11 protein-coding genes are annotated in these 23616 nt (G+C 40.1%); 10 read left to right on the top strand and 1 reads right to left on the bottom strand.

Annotation, left to right across the window (positions count from 1 at the left end; translation table 11 throughout):
- The 10 genes from ABS768_RS11205 to ABS768_RS11160 form a co-directional block, all read left to right on the top strand.
- Positions 1-3012, top strand: a 3012-nt coding sequence (locus tag ABS768_RS11205) for an Ig-like domain-containing protein (RefSeq protein ID WP_456264636.1), incomplete at its 5' end; no start/stop codon positions are given.
- Positions 3013-3078: 66 nt separating this feature from the next.
- Positions 3079-10374, top strand: coding sequence for an Ig-like domain-containing protein (locus ABS768_RS11200; protein ID WP_408075052.1), 7296 nt, complete (start codon positions 3079-3081; stop codon positions 10372-10374).
- A 73-nt stretch (positions 10375-10447) separates the two neighbouring features.
- The gene (locus ABS768_RS11195) at positions 10448-11380 is read left to right on the top strand and encodes a PorP/SprF family type IX secretion system membrane protein (protein ID WP_408075051.1); all 933 of its coding nucleotides are present in this window, start codon (positions 10448-10450) and stop codon (positions 11378-11380) included.
- 12 nt (positions 11381-11392) lie between these two features.
- Entirely contained in the window at positions 11393-13336 is a 1944-nt protein-coding gene (locus ABS768_RS11190) for an OmpA family protein (protein WP_408075050.1), read from the top strand.
- 208 nt (positions 13337-13544) lie between these two features.
- Entirely contained in the window at positions 13545-15524 is a 1980-nt protein-coding gene (locus ABS768_RS11185) for a peptidylprolyl isomerase (protein WP_408075049.1), read from the top strand.
- Positions 15524-16375 (top strand): hypothetical protein, encoded by an 852-nt coding sequence (locus ABS768_RS11180; RefSeq protein WP_408075048.1) that lies wholly within the window; start codon positions 15524-15526, stop codon positions 16373-16375. Before ABS768_RS11185 ends, ABS768_RS11180 begins: the two co-directional genes overlap by 1 nt.
- Positions 16359-17771 carry a peptidylprolyl isomerase gene (locus ABS768_RS11175; protein ID WP_408075047.1) on the top strand — a complete coding sequence of 471 codons (1413 nt, stop codon included), beginning with the start codon at positions 16359-16361 and terminating at the stop codon, positions 17769-17771. The genes ABS768_RS11180 and ABS768_RS11175 overlap by 17 nt, the downstream gene beginning before the upstream one ends.
- 98 nt (positions 17772-17869) lie before the next feature.
- Positions 17870-18823, top strand: coding sequence for an AAA family ATPase (locus ABS768_RS11170; RefSeq protein WP_408075046.1), 954 nt, complete (start codon positions 17870-17872; stop codon positions 18821-18823).
- Between the two features lie 153 nt (positions 18824-18976).
- On the top strand, positions 18977-19345 hold the full coding sequence (locus ABS768_RS11165; RefSeq protein ID WP_408075045.1) for a hypothetical protein: 369 nt from the start codon (positions 18977-18979) through the stop codon (positions 19343-19345).
- A gap of 282 nt (positions 19346-19627) precedes the next feature.
- Positions 19628-21895, top strand: a complete 2268-nt coding sequence (locus tag ABS768_RS11160) for an aconitate hydratase (protein WP_408075044.1) — start codon at positions 19628-19630, stop codon at positions 21893-21895.
- Between the two features lie 153 nt (positions 21896-22048).
- Here ABS768_RS11160 and ABS768_RS11155 read toward each other — a convergent pair whose 3' ends face one another.
- Entirely contained in the window at positions 22049-23497 is a 1449-nt protein-coding gene (locus tag ABS768_RS11155; RefSeq protein ID WP_408075043.1) for a glyceraldehyde-3-phosphate dehydrogenase, read from the bottom strand.
- Positions 23498-23616 lie beyond the last annotated feature (119 nt).

Raw genomic sequence — 23616 nt, 5'->3', positions numbered from 1 at the left:
CTTAGTGATGGGACAATTTATTATGGAGAGATAACCGCAAACGGTTGTGTTAGTACTTCAAGGTTTGCAGTAACGGCAAATGTGTATACTACAGCAGCCCCAACAGGAGATGCTACTCAGAACTTCTGTTTTCAGGATACACCAATAATTGCTGATTTAGTAACTAATGAAGGCAGTACAACCTGGTACAATCAGGCATCAGGAGGTACAGCATACAATAGTGGAGATGCCCTTAGTGATGGGACAATTTATTATGGAGAGATAACCGCAAACGGTTGTGTTAGTACTTCAAGGTTTGCAGTAACGGCAAATGTGTATACTACAGCAGCGCCAACAGGAGATGCTACTCAAAACTTTTGTTCTCAGGATAGTCCTACAGTAGGAGACCTTGTAACTGTTGAAGGCAGTACAACCTGGTACAATCAGGCATCTGGAGGTACAGCTTATAATAGTGGGGATGCTCTTAGTGATGGGACAATTTATTACGGAGAGATAACCGCAAATGGCTGTGTGAGTACTTCAAGGTTTGCAGTAACGGCAAATGTGTATGCTACAGCAGCACCAACAGGTGATGCTACTCAGGATTTTTGTTCTCAGGATACCCCAACAATTGCTGATTTAGTAACCAATGAAGGCAGTACAACCTGGTACAATCAGGCATCGGGCGGTACAGCATACAATAGTGGTGATGCCCTTAGTGATGGTACTGTTTATTACGGAGAGATAACCGTAAACGGATGTGTGAGTACTTCACGATTTGCGGTAACAGCAAATGTATATTCAACACCGGCACCAACCGGTTTTGCAACTCAGGAATTCTGTACTCAGGATAACCCTACAATAGCCGATTTGACAACAAACGAAAGTAACGTTACCTGGTACAATCAGGCATCAGGAGGTACAGCTTATAATAGTGGAGATGCCCTTAGTGACGGAACTATTTATTACGGAGAGATAACCGCAAACGGTTGTGTCAGCACCTCAAGGCTGGCAGTTACTGCTAACGTGGGTAATATACCTGCACCAACGGGAGATGCTGCACAGGCATTCTGTACTATAGATAGTCCTACAGTAGCAGATATTGTGGTAAATGAAGCAGGTGTTGTATGGTATGACCAAGCTACTGGCGGTACAGCTTATAATGGGACTGATGCATTGGTTAACGGAGAAACGTATTATGGTTCTATTGAATCAGGAACCTGTGTTAGTACGAGTCGACTTGAAGTTACGGTAACCTTAAATACAACAGCTTCGCCTACAACATCAAACGCTACTCAGGATTTCTGTATTCAGGACAATCCTACTATAGCCAATTTGTCGACTAACGAAGGTAGTGTTACATGGTACAATCAGGCATCCGGCGGAACGGCCTATACAGGTACCGATGCCTTAACAGATGAGACTACATATTACGGAGAAATTACCCAAAACGGCTGTCCTAGTACCACAAGGTTGGCCGTAGCGGTTAATGTATATACTACGGCAGCTCCAACCGGAAATGCCTCTCAGGATTTCTGTTCTCAGGATAGTCCTACAATAGCTGACTTAGTAACCAATGAAGGCAGTACAACATGGTATAATCAGTCAACCGGAGGTACGGCTTATAATAGTGGAGATGCCCTTAGTGATGGAACAATTTATTACGGAGAAATAACCGCAAACGGTTGTGTGAGTACTTCAAGGTTTGCAGTAACGGCAAATGTGTATACTACAGCAGCACCAACAGGAGATGCTACTCAAAACTTTTGTTCTCAGGATAGTCCTACAGTAGGAGACCTTGTAACTGTTGAAGGCAGTACAATCTGGTACAATCAGGCATCTGGTGGTACAGCTTATACAGATACCGATGCCTTAACTAACGGCACTACTTATTATGGTGAAATAACAGCAAATAGTTGTGTGAGTACTTCAAGGCTTGCTGTGTCGGTAAATGTATACAGTACTGCTGCCCCAACAGGTAATGCGTCACAATCATTCTGCGGATATGACTCACCTACAGTAGCCAGCTTATCGGCTAACGAAAGCAATGTTACATGGTACAATCAGGCATCGGGTGGTACTGCATATGCAGGTACTGATGCTCTTGTAACCAGTACTACATATTACGGAGAGATTACCCAAAATGGCTGTGTGAGTACATCGCGTTTGGCCGTAACGGTGACCTTAACTACAAACTGTGATGTTACACTTAATCTAAAAATGATGCTTCACGGGGCATTGTCGGGTACTTCAGACGGGCTTATGCGTGACGATTTAAGAACAGGAGGTCATATTCCGGAAGAACAGCCTTACAGTAGTACGCTTAACGCAAGGTTTACTCATGTGAATAATACCGGAGATGAAACCACAAATGCTACAGTTCTTAGTGCTAACGACGGAACTGGTGACGCGGTGGTAGACTGGGTGTTTATTGAGATAAGAAACCCTTTAGATGATACAGAGGTAATTAAAACAATATCGGCACTGGTACAAAGGGATGGTGATGTAGTAGATGCTGCTACAGGCGGAGCCTTAAGAATAAGCTCATTACCACAAACATTTTATGTAGCAGTAAAACACCGTAACCATTTTGGTGCTATGACGGCAAATCCTATAACAGCTTCAATGGGATTAGCTACAATAGATTTTACATCTCTAAGTGATGCTAATACCTATCATTTATCAACCAGTCCTGATAATGTAGCAATGAATGATGTGGATATGACTGGTTATACAGGTAAGGCATTATTTGCAGGAAATGCAAACTATGATAACAAGATTAAGTATGACGGAATAAATAATGACAGGCAAACCATGGGAAGCCAGGTGCTTTCAGATTCCGAAAATACGGGACAGGTATTGAATTTCAATGCAGAAGGTTACCTGTCGGGAGATATAAACATGGACGGTACGGTTAAGTATGATGGTGCCGGAAATGAAAGGCAGGTAATGCAAAATTCAGTAATAACATATCCGCTAAATACAGGAAATTTAAACAACTATAATAATATGATAGAGCAGATCCCCCAATAAAGTGGAATACCGGGAGAGGAATTCCACTTTACGCACAAATTATTTCTAATTATATACCAATTGCATATGAGAAGTTTTCTACTTAAAATATTATTGCTCGGAGGAATATTGTTTTCCACACAATATTTGCATTCGCAGCAAATAGATCTTACCCTTAAATATGTTTCGGCAACGAACATGTATGAAGTGTATGCCCGCCCTGATTTTACTCAGGCCAATTTCTTCCTCGCGGGTGGTAGCCAGATAACGGTAGTAGTTCCTGCTGCGGTTAGCGATGGTGCACTTTCTGTCACAACTATAGACGGAGGACCGTGGTCTGACAACTCGCAGGTGTATGCTCCCGGAGCAGACTCTGCCAGTGATTACCATGGTGTAGCTACAAACGGTTCTACCGTAGATCTTGTGGCTAATAACGAATTGCTGCTTTTCAGGTTTACATTAGCTATGGGCTGTGTAAATGATGTTAGGCTGTATAACAATTCGTTAGATCCGGGTCCGTCTGATACCGGAATGAATGGTGCCGATTTCGGTAACTATATAGGTAATGTTTTTGACCTTCAGGACTACTATGGTGTAAACTACAACAATTCAGGTACATCGTGTGGAATAGTAGATAATGATGGTGACGGGGTAGCGGAAGGAACCGACCCTGATGATAATAATCCTTGTGTGCCTAACGCCAATTTTGCTACCTGTGATCAGGATGGTGACGGACTTAATAATTCTGAAGAGGCTCTTATAGGTACAGATCCAACTCTTCCGGATACCGATGGAGATGGTATAAATGACGGAGATGAGGTTACAGGAGGCAGTAACCCGTTAGATCCTTGTAGCCCTGTACCAACAGGAGGTTGTCCTACGGATGCCGATGGAGATGGTTCTCCTTTCGGAACCGATCCGGATGATACTAACCCTTGTGTGCCCGATATGTCTGCCGGAGCCTGTGATCAGGATGGCGACAACCTTAATAATACTCAGGAAACAGTATATGGTACAGACCCAACTCTTCCGGATACCGATGGAGATGGTATAAATGATGGTAGCGAGGTTACAAACGGTACCGATCCGCTTGACCCATGTAGTCCTAATCTTAATAGTCCGCTATGTGACAGGGATGGTGATGGTCTTACCAATGCCGATGAAGCCTTGTTAGGAACTAATCCAACACTGGCAGATACCGATGGAGATGGTATTACAGACGGTGATGAGGTAACAGACGGAACAGATCCGTTAAACCCTTGTGACCCTAATTCGGCAGCCGGTCCTTGTGACCGCGATAGTGACGGATTGACAAATTCTCAGGAAGCTTCAATAGGAACAAGCCCTACAAATCCGGATAGTGACGGTGACGGGATTAATGACGGTGATGAGGTTACAGGAGGCAGTAACCCTCTAAACCCTTGTGATCCTAACCCCACAAGTCCGGCTTGTACGGTAGATCCTTCAATAGATTTTACAGTAAGGTTTGACCCTTCAACCTGTACTTACGAGGTGTATGCTATGCCTAACTTCTCGGCAAGTGATTTCTTTGTGGCGGCAGGTAGCCAGATAGCGGTTGTTTTACCGGCTTCTGTAGACGATGAGGTTTTAGTGATAACTTCGGTTAACGGAGGTGTTTGGCTGGATGCTTCTCAGGTTTATGCCCCGGCAGCAGACTCTGCAAACGATTATCACGCGATAGCTACAGATGGTTCGGCTTTCGATTTTGTAGCCGGTAACGAATTACTGTTATTCACATTTGTATTGCCAAACAGTACTTGTTGTGCCGATGGTACAAGGTTGTTTAATAACGATACCGATCCTCAGTCTACTGATCCAGGTATGGCAAGCGGTGACTTTAACAACTACTTTGCTGATGTTTTCATATTAGACGATTACTATAATGATAATTATGATAACACAGGCACAATTTGTGATCCGTGTTTAATAAATCCGGTAGCAACACCTACTACAAATAATACAACCCAGGATTTCTGTGTGGTGGATGTACCAACTCTTGCGGATATTCAGGTAAATGAGGTAAATATAAGATGGTATGATGCCGCTACAGGTGGTGTGCTACTTGCAGATACAACCCCTCTTGTAGACGGAGGAATATATTATGCAGCCCAGTTTGAAACGGTTAACAACTGTGAAAGTGCAAACAGGCTGGAAATTACAGTAAATGTAAACGATGCGCCTACACCAACTACCACAAGTGCAACTCAGGACTTCTGTGTGGTAGATGCGCCAACGGTGGCGGATATTCAGGTAAACGAAACCGGAGTAATTTGGTATGATGCCGCAACGGCGGGTACAGCATTTGTAAATACTGATTTACTGGTAGACGGATCTGTTTACTATGCAGCACTGGTAGATGCGGTAACAGGTTGTGAGAGTTCAGTTAGATTAGCTGTAACAGTTAATGTGAACGATGCACCTACGCCAACTACTACAAATGCAACTCAGGACTTCTGTTTAATAGACAGCCCGACAGTTGCGGATATTCAGGTAAACGAAACCGGAGTAATCTGGTATGATGCAGCAGCAGGTGGTGCTGTAGTTGCAAACGGAATGCCACTGGTTGACGGAATGATATATTATGGTGTACTTACAGATGCAGTAAGCGGTTGTGAAAGTTCAACCCGACTGGCTGTAACGGTAAATGTAAACGATGCACCTACACCTACAACAACAAATGCTACCCAAAACTTCTGTCAGGCAGATATGCCTACAGTAGCCGATATTCAGGTGAATGAGACAGGAGTGATTTGGTATAATGCTGCAAATGGAGGAGCTGTTATAGCTAATACAACGACCCTTACAAGCGGAATATATTATGCAAGCCTTACCGATGCGGTTAGTGGTTGTGAAAGCTCAGTACGATTAGCAGTTACAGTAAATGTGAATGATGCTGCAACACCAACTACCATAAATGCTACTCAGGACTTCTGTCAGGCAGATATGTCAACAATAGCCGATGTTCAGGTAAATGAAACAGGAGTAACCTGGTATGATGCTGCTACAGGTGGTAACATGCTGGCAGCTACAACAGCCCTAACAGATGGCAGTATTTACTATGCCAGCTTAACCGATGCAGTAAGCGGGTGTGAAAGTTCGGTACGATTAGCAGTTACAGTAAATGTAAACGATGCACCAACGCCAACTACTACAAATGCTACTCAGGATTTCTGTCAGGCAGATATGCCAACAGTAGCCGATATTCAGGTAAACGAAACCGGAGTAGTTTGGTATGATGCTCCAACAGGTGGTAACGTAATAGCAAATACAGAAGCCTTAACGAGCGGAATGTACTACGCCAGCTTAACCGATGCGGTAAGCGGATGTGAAAGTTCGGTACGATTAGCAGTTACAGTAAATGTAAACGATGCACCTACGCCAACTACCACAAATGCTACTCAGGATTTCTGTCAGGCAGATATGCCAACGGTAGCCGATATTCAGGTAAACGAAACCGGAGTAGTTTGGTATGATGCTGCAACAGGCGGAAGTGTTGTTGCCAATACAACAGCCCTAACAGATGGTATGGTATACTACGCCAGCTTAACCGATGCGGTAAGCGGATGTGAAAGTTCGGTTAGATTAGCAGTTACAGTAAATGTAAACGATGCGCCTACACCAACTACCACAAATACTACTCAGGACTTCTGTCAGGTTGATATGCCAACGGTAGCCGATATTCAGGTAAACGAAACCGGAGTAACCTGGTATGATGCTGCAACAGGTGGTAACATGCTGGCTGCAACTACAGCTCTTACAGATGGAAGTGTTTATTATGCCAGCTTAACCGATGCGGTTAGTGGTTGTGAAAGCTCAGTACGATTAGCAATTACAGTAAATGTAAACGATGCGCCTACGCCAACTACTACAAATGCTACTCAGGACTTCTGTCAGGTTGATATGTCAACGGTAGCCGATATTCAGGTAAACGAAACCGGAGTAACTTGGTATGATGCTGCAACAGGAGGTAACATGCTGACTGCAACAACAGCTCTTACAGATGGTATGGTATACTACGCCAGCTTAACCGATGCGGTTAGTGGTTGTGAAAGTTCGGTACGATTAGCAGTTACAGTAAATGTAAACGATGCGCCTACACCAACTACCACAAATGCTACTCAGGACTTCTGTCAGGTTGATATGCCAACAGTAGCCGATATTCAGGTAAACGAAACAGGAGTAGTTTGGTATGATGCTGCTATAGGTGGTAACGTAATAGCAAATACAGAAGCCTTAGCGAGCGGAATGTACTACGCGAGCTTAACTGATGCGGTAAGTGGCTGTGAAAGTTCGGTACGATTAGCAGTTATAGTAAATGTAAACGATGCTGCAACACCAACTACCACAAGTGCAACTCAGGACTTCTGTCAGGTTGATATGCCAACGGTAGCCGATATTCAGGTAAACGAAACCGGAGTAATTTGGTATGATGCTGCAACAGGCGGTAACATGCTGGCTGCAACTACAGCTCTTGCAGATGGAAGTGTTTACTATGCGAGCTTAACCGATGTGGTAAGCGGGTGTGAAAGCTCAGTACGATTAGCAGTTACAGTAAATGTAAACGATGGGCCTACGCCAACTACTACAAATGCTACTCAGGACTTCTGTCAGGTTGATATGCCAACGGTAGCCGATATTCAGGTAAACGAAACCGGAGTAGTTTGGTATGATGCTGCTACAGGTGGTAACGTAATAGCAAATACAGAAGCTTTAGCGAGCGGAATGTACTACGCCAGCTTAACCGATGCGGTAAGTGGTTGTGAAAGTTCGGTTAGATTAGCGGTAACAGTAAATGTAAATGATGCTGCTACACCAACTACAAATAATATAAACCAAAACTTCTGTGTGGTGGATACACCTACAGTAGCCGATATACAGGTAAATGAAACTGGAGTTGTTTGGTATGATTCCCCAACCGGAGGCACAGTGGTCGCAAACACGGCATCGCTCATAGATGGAATGGTGTACTACGCGAGCCTGACCGACCCTGTTTCTGGTTGTGAAAGTTCGGTACGATTAGCGGTAACTGTAAATGTGACCGATGCGCCTACACCAACTACCACAAATACAACTCAGGATTTCTGTACTGTGGATATGCCAACGGTGGCCGACATTCAGGTGAACGAAACCGGAGTTACATGGTATGATGCTGCAACAGGAGGTAGCCTTCTGCCGGATACAACAGAATTGACTGATGGTATGACTTACTACGCAAGCTTAACCGATGCAAACGGTTGTGAAAGTTCGGTACGATTAGCGGTTACAGTAAATGTAAACGATGGTATGACTCCAACAGCTACAGAAACAGATCAGACATTCTGTAGTGTGGATAACCCTACTATTGATGATATACAGGTAAACCAAACAGGTATTACATTCTATAATACCGCAACGGGAGGTACTGCAATTGCAGCAGGAACCGAACTGGTAGACGGTATGACCTACTATGCAAGTATGATTGACCCTGTTAGCGGTTGTGCAAGTGCGGTAAGGTTAGCAATTACAGTTACCCTGAGCAACGGTACTACACCGACCACCAATAGTGATGCACAAACATTCTGTGCTGTAGATATGCCAACAGTAGCCGATATACAGGTAAACGAAACCGGAGTGGTTTGGTACACAGCAGCTACAGGAGGTACACAAATACTGGATACGGCAGCACTTGTAAGCGGTATGACCTACTATGCAAGTATAACCGATACCAGTGGATGTGAAAGTTCAGTAAGACTAGCGGTAACAGTAACTGTAGATGGTGGTGCAACACCTACAACAGATGATGTAACTCAAAACTTCTGTGCAGTAGACATGCCAACAGTAGCCGATATACAAGTTAACGAAACCGGAGTTACATGGTATGATGCTGCAACAGGTGGTAATGTGGTAGATCCGGCAACGGCTCTTGTTTCGGGAGTTACTTACTATGCATCGGTACAGTCGATAGCAGGTTGTGAGAGTTTGATACGACTGGCTGTAACAGTAACGGTAGATCCAGGTGTTAAACCAACTACTACAGATACTACTCAGGATTTCTGTGGGGTAGATATGCCAACAATAGCTGATATCCAGGTGTCACCTGCAGGAACCATATTCTATACTTCTATGACTGGTGGAGATCCGTTGGATCCTTCAACAGCATTGGTAGACGGTATGACTTACTATGCAGCTTATGTAAATGAGTCTGGTTGTGAAAGTCTTGACAGGCTTGAAATAACAGTTAATGTAAACGATGGTATTACACCAACTACTACAGATACTACTCAGGATTTCTGTGCAGGTGATATGCCAACAGTAGCTGATATTCAGGTAAATCAAACCGGAGTGATTTGGTACTCATCTCCAACAGGAGGAGCACCATTACCGGATGATACCCCACTTATGGACGGAGGAGTATACTATGCTTCAATCATTAACGGAGGTTGTGAAAGTTTGATAAGGCTGGCAGTTACGGTTAACATAAACGGTAATGCTACTGCGACTATATCTAACTCTGACCCTAGAACATGTTATGGTACAGAAACGGTTTATACTACCGAAGAGGGAATGACCGACTATGTATGGACAGTTGACGGAGGTATAATTGTAGAGGGAGGTACTGCTACAGATAATACCGCTACAGTAATATGGCTGAATCTTGGTGCCGGAAATATAAGTGTTTCTTATACAGATGCTAACGGATGTGCCGGAACTACAGAAGGTTCGCTTGATGTGGATGTGGTAAGCTGTTCTGATTTAACGATATCCAAATCTGTTAATAATTTTAATCCGCTTATCGGTGAAAATGTTATTTTTACCATTACAGTGACAAATGAGGGTAACAGTACCTTTACTGATCTTGAGGTAAGCGAGCAGCTGCCAAGCGGTTATGATTATGTTGATTCTACAGTAACACAGGGTACTTATAATGAGGTTAGCGGTATATGGGTTATACCATCACTTGGACCGGGAGAATCGGCAGTGCTGCAGGTAGTTACTCAGGTACTGTTTGGAGGTGATTATAATAATATTGCCTTCATAGTTGGATCCAACCCTATAGACAGCCAAACAGATAATAATGAGGCTATAGCCTGGGTAGAACCGTCATGCTTAACAGTATATAACGAGTTTACACCAAACGGAGACGGTGCTAACGACACCTTCAGGATAGATTGTATAGAGTACTATCCAAACAATACGCTTTCGGTGTACAACAGGTATGGTTCGCCGGTATACAAAACGTCTGGTTATCAAAACGACTGGGATGGTACGGCAAATCAGGATGGTACTGTAAGAAGAGGAGAAAAGCTACCGGTAGGTACTTACTACTATGTTCTTGAAGTAGATGGTGCAGTGAAAACAGGCTGGTTGTATATAATGAGATAAATAATGGTTTAGATAAAAAGAGTGGCAGCAGCACTGCCACTCTCAATTATCAATTAACAAAATATATTTAAGTATGAAAATCACACCAAAATTTATAAAAAGATATTTCCTGTTCGTGCTACTCTTTGCGGCATTTGCTGTAAACGCACAGCAGGAAGCTCAATATACCCAGTACATGTATAACACGCTAACCGTTAATCCTGCTTATACAGGCACGGTAGGGCATTTTCAGGGAGTGTTACAGCACCGCTCACAATGGGTAGGGCTGGACGGAGCTCCTACAACCCAGGCGTTTACTTTGCACTCACCTGTGTTTAACGAAAGGATGGGCTTAGGTTTAAGTGTTGTAAATGATAAACTGGGGCCTTCTCAGGAATTTTTTGCTAATGCTAATTTTGCCTACATTATCCCAGTGGGGTACGATGCTAACCTTTCATTTGGTTTAAAGGCAGGTGTAAGGCTTATGGATATTGACTGGTCTAAGGGTATTTACTATCAGCAAAACGACCCGTTACTTAATACTAACATCAATAATAAAGCAACACCTACCATTGGTGCAGGTGTTTATTATTATACCGAGAAGTTTTATGCAGGACTTTCTGTACCAAGCTTTATCAGGTCTGATTATTATGATGATGTTCAGGAGTCAACCGTGTCAGACAGGCTACACTATTATATAATGGGTGGTTATGTGTTTGACCTTTCAGAGAATTTAAAGTTCAAGCCGGCTGTTTTAGGTAAAGTGGTATCAGGTGCGCCTTTAACGGTAGATGTTTCTGCTAACTTCCTACTGTATGAAAAACTGACTTTAGGAGCATCATACAGATGGGACGATTCGGTAAGTGCACTTGTGGGCTTCCAGATAACGAGAGGGATTTTTGCAGGATATTCGTATGATTATACCGTAACTGATTTCAATAAGTACAACGACGGATCTCACGAAGTAATACTACGATTTGATGTATTACCTAAAAACAAACGTGTTAAATCCCCAAGATTTTTCTAAAAGATAAAGATTATGATGAGAAAACTATTTTTATACAGTTTACTATTTTGCATAGCATCAGGATTTGCCCAGCAGAGACAGCTTAAACAGGCCGACAGGCTTTTTGAAGACCTGGCTTATGTGGAAGCAGCAAAAGCTTATGAGAAATATCTTAAGGAAGAATCTGCTCCCGGTACCCAAACCATAATGAATGTTGCTGATGCTTATTACTATACAAGTAATAACGGTAGTGCCTTAAGATGGTACACTAAACTTTATAGTGTTTTAGCCGATAATATGGATGAAACCCATTTTAATAGGTATATACAAACCCTAAGGGCTACCGAAGATTATAAGAAAGCCGATGAATTACTAAAGAAAAGACTGGAACAAAAAGGCGATCAGGCTATGATTGACAAGTTTATAAGCCAGAGGAAGTACCTTGACAGTATTAATGGCCAGCCGTCTAATTATACGGTAAGTAATTTGAGTTCCAATAGTGATAAAGCCGATTTTGGTACGGCATTTTATGGTAGCCAGATTGTGTTTTCTTCCAGTAGGGACACCACAAAAGTAGGAGGGAAAACCTATTCATGGAACGAGCAGCCTTATTTAGAACTTTATGTAGCCGACAGGAATGCCGAAGACGGCTCATTATTCAATATTCAGAAGTTTCTGCCAAAAGAGCAAACGCAGTATCATAACGCTACCATATCGTTTATGCCTGATTTAAAAACGGTTTACTATTCGGCAAACATTGTAAAGCCTAATGATAAGCTAATTACAGATGATGAGGGGACAGGTAATTTTGAGATAATCAAAGGGACTATAGAGGGGGAGAAGTTCTCTGCAACCGAAAAACTTCCTTTTGATAATAAAAAATATTCGGTGGGTCACCCTGCGGTAAGCGCCGATGGTAAATGGCTGTTCTTCGTGTCAGATATGCCTGGTGGTTACGGTGATGCCGATATTTATGTTGCTCAGATTTTTGACGATGGTAAACTGGGTGAACCTAAAAACCTTGGTGATAAGATAAATACCAGTGGCAGGGAAATGTTCCCGTTTATTAACGACAGTATATTATATTTCTCTTCAGACGGTCACTACGGACTTGGAGGTTTAGATGTATTTGAGAGTAAAATGATAGGCAGGACCGAATTTGAAGCGCCTAAAAACCTGGGGAATCAGGTAAATAGTAATGTGGATGATTTTGCCTTTATTATTGATAAGGATAAAAAATACGGATACTTTTCTTCCAGCCGTAAAGGAGGCATGGGAGATGATGACATCTATTACTTTACGAGACAGGAACCGGTTTGTATACAAACGGTATCAGGTATTGTGACTAATGCTAAATATAAAGTGCCAATCAATCAGGCCGACATTAATGTGTATGATGAGTTTGGTGATGAGATAGCATCGGTTAAAACCAAAGAAGACGGTAGTTATAGCGTTGAGGTTCCGTGTGGTTCAAAAATAAAAGTAGAGGCTTCAAAACCTAACCACACCAAAGCAGAAAAAGAACTGGAAACAGATAAGACACCTAACCATGAAACTAAAGACGTAAACTTTGAACTTAACAACTATGAAGATCTTGTTAAGAAAGAAGACAACGTGGAAAAGGTAGATATCAATCCTATTTACTTTGATTATGACAAATGGGATATTACCCCTCAGGCAGCAGAAGAGCTTGATAAGGTAGTATACATTATGAAAAATTTCCCTGCAATTGTTATTAAAATTGAATCGCATACCGATTCCAGAGGTAAGGATGCATATAACATGACCCTGTCTGAAAACAGGGCGCAGTCTACTTACAAATACATTATTGAGCATGGTATCGATCCGTCAAGGATAGAGAGTGTGAAAGGATATGGTGAGTCGCAGCTTAAAAACAGATGCAGCAACGGAGTGAAGTGTTCTGAAGAGGAGCACGCAATAAACAGAAGGTCAGATTTTATTATAGTGAAGAAGTGATTTTAGCTTAAGTTGTTTAAGTTGATTTTGATGACAGGGCACCCTTATATGGGGTGCCCTTGTTTGTTTTTGGCGGATTAACACAAATAATGTTGTTAAATGTTCGCGAATTGTTATTTTTGTTGGTTGCAAAAAAGCAACGAAGTATAATTTTTTTATCTCCGTTGCGTTTACTTAACCGTATTACAGTGTTACAAACTATTTAATAATGAAATTAAAAAAGGTTCTTCTGGGGATTTCATTGTGTGTATCGGCACTTTCGTTTGCCCAACAAACAAAAAAAGAGGTGTTGTTTACCATAAATGAAAATCCTTATTATACAGACGAGTTTGTGAGGGTTTATAACAAAAACCTTGATTTAGTAAAAGACGACTCGCAAAAAGACTTAGATAACTACCTTAATCTTTTTATTGGTTATAAGCTTAAAGTAAACAGGGCTTACGAACTGGGACTTCAGGACAACAGGAAGTATCAGTTGGAGCTTAAAAACTACCGTGAGCAGCTTTCTAAAAACTATCATCTTGATAAAGAGGTGACAGATGAACTGGTGGAGGAAGCTTATAACAGACTTCAAAAAGAAGTAAAAGCCTCGCACATTTTATTCAAACTGGACGAAAATGCTTTACCTGCAGATACTTTAAGGGTTTACAATAAAGCAATGGAAATAAGGGCCAAGGCTCTTGCTGGTGAAGATTTTGGTAAGCTTGCACAACAATATTCTGAAGATATTCCTGCTGCAAAAACCGATAAAGGTGAACTAGGGTACTTCTCTGCTTTCAGAATGGTTTATCCGTTTGAAACAGGAGCCTATACTACTCCGAAGGGTGAGGTGTCAATGCCGATAAGAAGCCGTTTTGGTTATCATATTATAAAAGTTGAAGATGTTAGGCAAAACAGGGGAGATATTATAGTAGCCCATATAATGTTGCTTAAATCAAAAGATAATGCCTCTGAGGAAGAAAAAGCAAAAGTAAAAACCCGTGCTGAGGAGATATACCAAAAGTTAAGACAGGGAGAAGATTTTGGTGAACTGGCGAAGCAATTCTCTCAGGATGGTTATACAGCTACAAAAGGAGGTGTGCTTGAAAAGTTCAGCTCAGGATCATTAAGCTCAGAAGAGTTTGAGAACAGAGCGTTTGCGCTAGAGGTGCCTGGTGATTATACCGAGCCTTTTGAAACACAATACGGTTGGCATATTGTTAAACTGGTTAAAAAATTCCCATTACTTACTTTTGAAGAAAGCAAAGAGGATTTAGAGGCAAGAGTAGCTAAAGACGACCGTTCATCTGTTATTGCAGAGGCTATGACAGAAAAGCTTAAGAAAAAATACCCTATGGATACCGATAAAAAAATGTATTCTAAGGTACTTACGGCTGTAAATGATTCTTACTATGTTACTGACTGGAAGCTACCTGAAAGTGCAGATAACTTTAATAAAACTTTATTGACTATAAATAATGATAAAGAAATAAAGGCTTGGGATTTTCTGGAATACATAAATAAAGAGCAAAAAGGAGGTATTAAAGCCAAACCTCTTAACAGGCTTGTATCTATTTTATATGAGAAATTCAGCAATGAAAAGCTAAACGAGTATTATGATGAAAATCTGGAAAATGAATTTCCGGAGTTTGCAGGTGTAATGCAGGAGTACAAAGACGGACTGTTGCTGTTTGATTTAATGGAGAAAGAGATATGGGATAAAGCTAAAAAAGATACGATAGGGCTAAGAAACTATTACAACGCTCATCTTAACGAATACAGATGGGGTAACAGGGTTAATGCCGAGGTTATTTCTTCTACAGATAAAAAGACTATTGAAAAAGCAAGAAAACTTCTTAAAAAAGGTAAAGACATTGCTTTTATAAAAGAGGAACTTAATACTAACGGTAAAATAAATGTAATAGAAAGATCGGGTGTGTTTGCTCAGGATGATGAGATGCTACCTGTTCTTGATAAGTGGGAAACAGGTATAAGTGATGTGGTTAGTAAAGGCGACTACTATTATGTTATTAAAGTAAATAAGATTTTACCTGCTACTACTAAAACACTTGATGAGTGCAGAGGGCGCGTGGTAAACGATTATCAGCAATATCTTGAGAGCACTTGGGTAGATACTCTTAAAAAAGAGTTTACCGTTAAGATAAATAAAGATGTTTTTGAAAAAATAAAAAAACAGCTTAACCAGTAATGATTAAAAAAGCAGTATTGTTTTTACTGGCAGGATTAGCCGTATCCTGTAATTATTTTCAAAAAGAGGCAAAGCCACATGCTGTTGCAAGGGTTAACGATTCGTATTTGTATGAAGAGGAAATTAGTAAGCTCGTACCGGCAGGAACCTCAAAAGAGGATAGTGTAGCTATTGTGAAAAGTTATATTGACAGATGGGCTACTCAAAAACTACTTTATAATGCGGCAGAACTTAACCTTGGTGCAGAAAAGCAGGAAGAGTTTAATGAACTGGTAAGGCAGTATAAAATTGATTTATATACTAAGGCGTATATAGAGGAGCTGGTAAAACGAAGTGTAGATACTGTAGTGGCAGATACCGAGCTTAAGGCGTACTATGATGCCAATAAAGAAAACTTCAGGACTACCGGTACACTTGTTAAGCTTAAATACATACACTTATTAAAAGATCATCCTAAATTTGCATCGATAAAAGAAAAATTTTCGAGTAATAAGAAAGCAGATGTAAAGGCGTTAAGTGATATAGCAATACAATTTAAAAGTTATGCTTTTAACGATACAACGTGGGTAGATATGAATCAGGTATACAGAAAACTGCCTTTTATAACTCCTGAGAACAGGGATACATATATAAGTAGTAATATGTCTTATCAGTACCCCGACTCTACAGATGTGTATTTGGTAAAGGTGTCTAAAGTGTTAGGTAAAAATGAAATTTCCCCGTATGAGTATATAAGGCCAACTTTAGAGCAGCTTATAATAAACGGCAGGAAGTTTGAGTTAATAAAGAAATTCGAAAAAGATATAACGGATGATGCGATTAAAAATAAAGACTATGAAATTTATAAATAGCAAACTGGCTTTGTTTCTTGTAACCAGTTGTATGGTTATTGGAAGTGTGAGTGCTCAGGAAATAATTAAAGATGAGCCGGTGCAGGACACAGTAAAGCCAAAAGCTCCAACAGGTAAGTTAAAGGTAGACGGTATTGTGGCTGTTGTTGGTGATTTTGTAGTGCTTGATTCTGATATCGATATGATGTATAAGGAGCTTCAGGCTCAGGAAGTATCTGTTAAAGATATTACCCGTTGCGAGCTGTTGGGCAAACTTATGGAAGATAAGCTGTATGCTCACCATGCTATACAGGATAGTATCATTGTAAGTGATGTTGAGGTTAACGAAAGAATGCAGCAACAAATAGATTACTTTGTAGAGCAGTTAGGTTCTGAGCAGCGTATGGTTGAATATTTCAAAAAAAGAGATCTTCCGTCGTTTAAGGAGGAGCTTTTTGAAATGATCAAGAATCAGAAGCTTACAGAGCAAATGCAGAAAAAGATTATTGATGAGGTAGAGGTAACTCCTGAAGAGGTAAAAATATTCTTCTCTAAATTTAAAGGAGATGAAATACCTCAGTTTGGTGCCGAGGTTGAGATTGCTCAAATTGTAGTGAAGCCTGAAATATCTCAGGAAGAAAAACAAAAGATAATAGATCGTTTAAAGGAAATTAAGAAAGAAGTTGAGGGAGGGGCAAGTTTTTACAGTAAAGCTGTACTTTATTCTGAAGACCCGGGGTCAAGATCGTCGGGAGGTTTTTATAAAATGACCAGAAAAACAGCTTTTGTAAAAGAGTTTAAGGATGCTGCCTTTAGTTTGGATGAAGGTGAAATATCAGATCCGGTAGAAACTGAATTCGGTTACCACCTTATTTATGTAGAGAAAATCAGAGGTCAGGAAATTGATGTAAGACATATTCTTATGAAGCCTAAGGTTTCTAAGGAGTCTGAGGCAGCAGCAAAAAAGAAAATCGAGAATATAAGACAAAGAATTTTAAGCGGAGAAATATCATTTGCCGATGCAGCAAAGTCTGAGTCGGACGAAAAGGAAACCAGAAACAGCGGCGGACTTCTAATGAACCCAAGAACGCTGGAAACCCGTTTTGAGCTTACAAAACTTCCGTCAGAACTTTACAGTGCCGTGTACGATCTTAAAGAAGGTGAGATAACCCAGCCATTGCTTGAAGATGATCCAAGAACCGGTAAGGTTTTTAAAATAATGACTGTTGCTACTCGTTACCCGGAACATAAGGCTGACTTTGCTCAGGATTACCTTAAAATTAAAGAACTGGCACTTAAGGAAAAACAAATTCAGATAATTGGAGAATGGTCTGAAGAAAAAATTAAGGAAACTTACATAAAGGTAGCTAAAGAGTATCAGGACTGTAAGTTTGCTAATCACTGGGTTAAAAAATAAGTAATCTTATTCTGTGGGAATTTTAGGTTTACTTTAAAAATATTTTTAAGTTTGGAGTAAGGGAATTCCCGTTTTTAATTCGAAACCATTAACCAATTATGTCAGACGTAGCAGCGATACAAAATTTAGTTCAGAAACAAGCTGAGCTAAAAAAGGAAATTGCAAAAATAATTGTAGGCCAGGAAGAAGTTGTTAATCAAATTGTACTTAGCATTTTTGCCGGGGGGCATGCCCTTTTAGTTGGTGTGCCGGGATTAGCAAAAACCCTTATGGTTAATACGATTTCCCAAGCCTTAGGGTTGGAGTTTAAACGTATACAGTTTACCCCTGATTTAATGCCGTCAGACATATTAGGAAGTGAGATACTCGATGAAAACAGACAGTTTAAATTTATTAAAGGTCCTATTTTCTCCAACATTATATTAGCCGATGAGATAAACCGTACACCGCCTAAAACTCAGGCAGCCCTGTTAGAGGCAATGCAGGAGAAAGCGGTAACCGTTGCAGGGCATCATTACAAACTGTCGTTACCTTACTTTGTGTTGGCTACACAAAATCCAATAGAGCAGGAGGGAACCTATCCGTTACCTGAGGCGCAGTTAGACCGTTTTATGTTTGCCATAAAGCTTGATTATCCTACTTTTGAAGAAGAGGTTCAGGTAGTTAAAAGTACTACGGCAGACACTACACAGCAGATAAATCCATTGTTTACAGCTCAGGAAATTTTAGATTTCCAACACCTTATCAGAAGGATACCTGTAGCAGATAATGTTATTGAGTATGCGGTTCGACTGGTAGGTAAAACAAGGCCTGGTAGTGGTATGGCAGATGATTATGTTAATAACTACCTTGATTGGGGAGCAGGGCCAAGAGCTTCACAAAACCTTATACTGGCAGCAAAAACACATTCGGCTTTAAACGGAAAGTATTCCCCGGATATAGAAGATGTACAGGCTGTTGCAACAGGGATTTTGAGGCATAGGATAATAAAAAATTATAAGGCAGATGCCGAAGGTATAACCGAAGAGATGATAATTAAAAAGCTGTTTTAAAAACAGCTTTTTTTATTTAGGGCTAGTTTTGTCAGAAATTCTGTAAAAAGTCGAAAATGTTACTAAATTGTTAATAAATAGTTTGTATTTTTTTATAATCAATATGGAATAGTCTCGTTATATATTTTATATTTACGGTGCATCTGTATAAATATGAAAAAACTATTAAAAACATTTCCTGAATTCTATTATATAGGATTGGGAGCTTTTACGATTATTAATGATTATTATACTAACAGTTATAATAATTATGTTGCCCTTTTAATTACCTGGCTTGTCTTTTTGCAGATTTTTTATAAGCATAAAGTATTAGGACTTGTCTATGGTAATGTGCTTACTTTGTTTTCTGTATATATGTTGGTAAATGTTTTTGAAAATTACCGTGAAACAGGTTCTGTAATGCATTTTGTATCGGGAACAGTTTTGTTTGGTATAGCGTTTATAGCTGCAACGGGAATGATTTATAAGTATGCCGTAGCAGAAACAAAGTATAATGAAAACGAGTTGACTATAACTTATTAATAAAGTTTTATTTAGCTTATAAAAAGCCATTCTCCTGTGCAGAGAGTGGCTTTTTTTTATGGATTAGGATTGTTTTTTTAGGAATTGTCAATATAGAGTGAAAAAATTAAGAATTCTTAAATATTTGGGTTAACTTCTTAATTTTATTGAGATATGTGCAGTATTATAGAATGTTTATAAATAATAATTGCTGCAAATTAATCAATCAATAAAAATTTTTTAATTGCTGCAATAATCAGTAAATTTACACACTTTTTACAAACGAACATTAATATACTTATTATGGCTTTTGATATTGAAATGATCAAAAAGGTGTATGAGAACATGGCAGAGCGTGTAGATAAAGCACGTGATCTTGTAGGTCGTCCTCTTACACTTTCTGAAAAGATTTTATATTCCCACTTATGGGAAGGTGTGCCTTCACAGGCTTTTACAAGAGGTAAGGACTATGTGGATTTTGCTCCGGACAGAGTTGCCTGCCAGGATGCTACTGCACAAATGGCTTTGCTTCAGTTTATGCATGCAGGGAAAAACAAAGTAGCAGTTCCTACAACTGTACATTGTGATCACCTTATCCAGGCTAAAATTGATGCAAAAACCGACTTAAAACGTGCTAAAGAGCAAAGTAATGAAGTTTTTGACTTTTTATCATCTGTATCAGATAAATATGGTATTGGTTTCTGGAAACCGGGAGCTGGTATTATTCACCAGGTTGTTTTAGAGAACTATGCATTCCCTGGAGGTATGATGATTGGTACCGATTCTCATACTGTAAACGCAGGTGGTTTAGGTATGCTTGCAATTGGTGTAGGTGGTGCTGATGCTGTAGATGTTATGTCTGGTATGGCATGGGAGCTTAAATTCCCTAAATTAATTGGTGTTAAGTTAACCGGTAAGCTATCTGGTTGGACTGCACCTAAAGATGTAATCTTAAAAGTTGCCGGTATCCTTACTGTAAAAGGTGGTACGGGTGCTGTTATAGAATATTTTGGTGAAGGTGCTAAGGCTATGTCTTGTACGGGTAAAGGTACTATTTGTAACATGGGTGCAGAGGTAGGTGCTACTACTTCTACATTTGGTTATGATGAGTCTATGGATCGTTACCTGAGAGCTACAAACAGAGCTGATGTTGCTGATGCTGCTGCTGAAGTTGCTGATTATCTTACTGCTGATGCAGAGGTTTATGCTAACCCAGAGCAGTATTTTGATGAAGTAATTGAAATTAACCTTTCTGAGCTTGAGCCACACTTAAACGGTCCTTTTACTCCGGATTTAGCTACTCCTATCTCTAAAATGAGAGAAGAGGCGGTTAAAAACGACTGGCCTTTACAGGTACAGGTAGGACTTATAGGCTCTTGTACTAACTCTTCTTACGAAGATATTTCACGTTCGGCTTCTCTTGCTAAGCAGGTTGCTGAAAAGAAACTTAAAACTAAAGCTAAGTTTACAATTACTCCGGGTTCTGAGGTAGTTCGCTATACTATAGAACGTGACGGATTTATTGATACTTTCGATAAGATTGGTGCTACTGTATTCGCTAATGCCTGCGGACCATGTATTGGTATGTGGGATCGTGAAGGTGCTGAGAAAGAAGAAAGAAATACTATTGTTCACTCTTTTAACAGAAACTTCTCTAAACGTGCCGATGGTAACCCTAATACATTAGCATTTGTTGGTTCTCCGGAACTTGTAACTGCTCTTGCAATTGCAGGTGATCTTGGTTTTAACCCGTTAACAGATAAGTTAATTAATGAAGACGGTGAAGAGGTAATGCTTGATGAGCCAACAGGTAATGAGCTTCCTCCAAAAGGTTTTGATGCTGAAGATCCAGGTTATCAGGCTCCGTCTATAGACGGTAGTGGTGTAGAGGTTATTGTAAGCCCTACTTCAGAGCGTTTAGAGCTTCTTGCTCCGTTCCAGCCATGGGATGGTGAGAACATCACTGGTGCAAAACTTCTTATCAAAGCATTTGGTAAATGTACTACAGACCACATTTCTATGGCTGGTCCTTGGTTACGTTTCCGTGGTCACCTTGATAACATCTCTAACAACATGTTAATTGGTGCTGTGAATGCTTTCAATATGAAGACAAACTCAGTTAAAAACGAACTAACAGGGGAGTATGATGCTGTACCTGCGGTACAACGTGCTTATAAAGCTGCAAATGTTCCTACAGTAGTAGTGGGTGACCATAACTATGGTGAAGGTTCTTCACGTGAGCATGCTGCAATGGAGCCAAGACACCTTGGTGTTAGGGCGGTACTTGTAAAATCGTTTGCCCGTATTCACGAAACTAACCTTAAAAAACAAGGTATGCTTGCGTTAACTTTTGCTAACGAGGCTGATTATGATAAAATCCAGGAAGGTGATACTTTCAACTTTGTAGATCTTAAAGAGTTTGCTCCTAACAAGCAACTTACTCTTGAGGTTATTCACAAAGACGGATCTAAAGATGTAATTATGGCTAACCACTCATACAACGAAGGTCAAATTGGCTGGTTTGTAGCTGGTTCTGCTCTTAACCTTATTGCTGCGGCTTCAAACGCTTAATAGTAAGGTTACGATTATAAATATAAAACTCCCGTGCAATGCACGGGAGTTTTTTTATGTCCTGATTTGATTGTTTTAAAAAGTATAGACATAAAAAAAACCGACCTTTTGGGTCGGCTTTTCCAGTTGCGTTTCCGCAGCTGTCCGCATCTATTAATAATAAGTGTACCTCCTTACTTGAGCTATGTATTTAGCCAGGCGAATTACCTGGTGGCTGTAACCATATTCGTTATCATACCATACATATAATACAATGTTCTTGCCGTCTGCAGATACAATTGTTGCATTGCTGTCGTAGATTGAAGGGGCAGAAGTCCCAACAATATCAGACGAAACAAGTTCATTGTTTAAAGAATATTTAATTTGCTCTACAAGTTGTCCTTCAAGAGCATAATGTTTCATAGTGTTGTTAATCTCTTCAACCGTTGTTGGTTTTTCAACCTCAAGGTTAAGTACTACAAGTGATCCGTTTGGTACCGGTACACGAATAGCATTTGATGTAAGCTTTCCTGCAAGTGATGGTAGTGCTTTTGCAACAGCGCTACCTGCACCTGTTTCTGTAATTACCATGTTAAGGGCAGCAGCTCTACCACGACGGTATTTCTTGTGCATGTTGTCTACAAGATTTTGGTCGTTAGTGTAAGCATGAATAGTTTCAAGGTGGCCTTTTACTACTCCTAAAGTATCTTCTACAGCTTTAAGGATAGGTGTAATGGCGTTAGTAGTACATGAAGCGGCAGAGTAAATATCTACTTCTTCAGGGTTATACTCATTGTGGTTAACACCATAAACAATGTTTGGAACACCTTTACCCGGAGCGGTTAATAATACTTTCTCTACCCCTTTAGAGGTTAAGTGACGCTTAAGGGCTTCTTCGTTTGTAAATGCACCTGTATTGTCAATTACTAATGCACTTTCAATACCATATTCAGTATAATCAATATCTTCCGGTGCGTTTGCCGTAATCATGTGAACGGTAGTGCCGTTTATGATAAGGGCGTTATTTTCATGATCTGCTATAACCGATCCCTGGAAATCACCGTGGATAGAGTCACAACGTAAAAGAGAAGCTCTCTTTTCTAAAAGTACTGCATCGTTTTTATCTCTGGTAACAATGGCTCTTAGGCGAAGTTGGTTTCCTTTACCTATTTTAGACATCATTTCTCTTGCTAAAAGACGGCCTATACGTCCGAAACCATAAAGAACAACATCTTTAGGTTGGATGTTTTTACTTTGTTTAGCATCTTTTAGTTTGTCTATAACAAATGCTTTTGCATCGTTATACTTATTGTCTTCAATATGGTACTCGTATGTAAGTTTCCCAATGTCAATACGTGAAGGAGGAAGGTCTAGCGACTGTATCGCCCTTGCTATCTCAACAGAATCAAAAATATTTATTGGTTTCTGTACAAATTCTCCGGCATATTCATGCAGGTTAATAATGTCGCTAACGTTACGGTCAATAAGCTGGTTTCTGAAAAGTACCAGTTCTATTGACTTGTCGTACCAAAGGTCGCTAACGATTTTGATAAATTCTACACCTGCCCTGCGTCTGTCTGCCTGGAAGGATAATTCTTTCTCGTATAAAACATTATTGTTCATGAAGATAGAAAATAGTTTAGTGTGTTATTTGATTGCAAAAATATATATTTCAAACGTTTTCGTAAAAATTTTTTTCAATGTTTTTCATTTATTTTTAAAAAATCAATAATTGAGTTAAA

The sequence above is a fragment of the Flavobacterium rhizophilum genome (assembly GCF_046000485.1).
Classification (GTDB): Bacteria; Bacteroidota; Bacteroidia; order Flavobacteriales; family Flavobacteriaceae; genus Flavobacterium; species Flavobacterium rhizophilum.
This window is presented reverse-complemented; position numbering and strand designations above follow the sequence as displayed.